2 protein-coding genes are annotated in these 1,700 nt (G+C 63.2%); one reads left to right on the top strand and one right to left on the bottom strand.

Translation table 11 applies throughout. From position 1 onward, the window contains the following. A partial coding sequence (locus tag PG896_RS20895; RefSeq protein WP_270804954.1) for an AMP-binding protein occupies positions 1 to 631 on the bottom strand: 631 nt, incomplete at its 3' end. A gap of 323 nt (positions 632 to 954) precedes the next feature. Here PG896_RS20895 and PG896_RS20890 point away from each other — a divergent pair. Next, positions 955 to 1,494 carry a glycine zipper 2TM domain-containing protein gene (locus tag PG896_RS20890; RefSeq protein WP_010674678.1) on the top strand — a complete coding sequence of 180 codons (540 nt, stop codon included), beginning with the start codon at positions 955 to 957 and terminating at the stop codon, positions 1,492 to 1,494. Positions 1,495 to 1,700 lie beyond the last annotated feature (206 nt).

Here is a 1,700-nt window from a genome sequence, read left to right as displayed (position 1 = left end):
CCAGCGGGGCTGACGCCCCGGCGAAATTCCCCTCCCACCTACGTCGGAGGGAGTCCCCTTTCGCATTTAAGATGGCCTGCCACTCGTCCGCCGGCAGCCAGCCGGGTTCGTCCCCGTCCCCCAGGGCGATGAACCCCTCGTAGTCGAGCTCGCCGATCAGCTCCCCTTCCCGGTAGAGGGGATCGTCGATGGCGATCACCAGGGACTGGCTGTCAATGAGAGAGAGCGCCTTTCGCACCACTGCGCCGAACTCCCGGTCCACCAGCACCACCTTGCTCTGGGCGTGCTGGAAGATGAAGGCCATTGCGTCCGCATCGAGCCGGGTGTTGATGGTGTTGAGCACAGCGCCGCTCATGGGTACCCCGAAGTGCGCCTCGAACATGGCCGGCACATTGGGGGCGACGATGGAGACGGTGTCCCCCTCGCCAATGCCGCGACGGCGCAGGGCCGAGGTGAGCTGGCGGCAACGGCGTTCGGTCTGGGCCCAGCTCTGGCGCAAGGGGCCGTGGATCAGCGCCGGATAGTCGGGATAGACCCGGGCGGCCCGCCCCAGAAAGCTCAAGGGGGTCAGCGCCTCGAAATTGGCGGGCGTCTTGCCAAGGCCGGCGTCGTACATGTTCTGCTCTGTCATCGGATCCTTCCTCACAGGGACACAAAACGGGGTGGCACTCGCGGTTCACCACGACCGGCATTGTGCCCTGATGCGGGGCCAGGATGCCGGCTGGAACCGGATGAAAGGGTATCAAGGGGGCCAGATCCCAGGTATTAGCGAAACGTCTTAGGGGCCCTCGGCCCTGCTCCCCCTGTCGCCAATCGCCGACGCTATTTTTGTGCGGTCACTTTTTGCGCAGTCAGCCCCTGTCGCGATCCCGTGGCCCTTGCCTTGAGCCTGCGGCGCAAAATGCCAAGAATGATCCCAAGCCCTCAACGGGTATGAGTACAAGGAGAAGAGTGATGAACAAATCCATGTTGGCAGGTGTCGGGATCGGTGTTGCCTCTGCGCTGGCATTGTCGGCGGTCGCCAGCGGATCCCTGTTTTCATCAGAGCCCCAGTTTGCCGAGGTGCTGGCCAGCAAGCCGGTGACCGAGACCATCAAGACGCCACGTCAGGAGTGCCGCAACGTCACCCTGACCCACCGCAAGCCGGTGCAGGACGAGCACAAGATCCTGGGTACCGTGGTTGGCGCGGCCCTGGGCGGCGTGGTCGGCCACCAGTTTGGCGGTGGCAGCGGCAAGAAGGTGGCCACCGCCGCCGGTGCCGTGGCAGGGGGTTATGCCGGGAATCAGGTGCAGGGCAACATGCAGGCCGGTGATACCTACACCACCACGGAGCAGCGCTGCAAGACGGTGCAGGAGAGCAGCACCCGCACCATCGGCTATGACGTCACCTACCGCCTCGCCGGCCAGGAGGGGGTGGTACGCATGGAGAAGCAACCCGGCCCCACCATTCCGGTCAAGGATGGCAAGCTGGTACTGAGCAACGCGCAGGGTTGATACTCCGTTAGGAGCGCCCTGCCATGAGGAAGGCCCGCCATGACGGTGGGCCTTTTTCATCTTCGCAACCCAACCTGTCTGCAACAAGTCTTCCCAACAAAAGTCTTCCCAACTAAGAAAGGGGCCCGCAGGCCTAATGCCGATCAGTTAAGGATCCATTGACCGATCCTCAGGCTGTGTAAGAATCCGAAACTCCTTGTTGGGTT

Origin of the sequence: Aeromonas sp. QDB30 (assembly GCF_027707645.1) — a bacterium.
Classification (GTDB): Bacteria; Pseudomonadota; Gammaproteobacteria; order Enterobacterales; family Aeromonadaceae; genus Aeromonas; species Aeromonas caviae.
This window is presented reverse-complemented; position numbering and strand designations above follow the sequence as displayed.

Bases quoted from the DNA above. Each gene is read 5' to 3' on its own strand.
- PG896_RS20890 (WP_010674678.1), top strand. From the start codon at position 955: ATGAACAAATCCATGTTGGCAGGTGTCGGGATCGGTGTTGCCTCTGCG.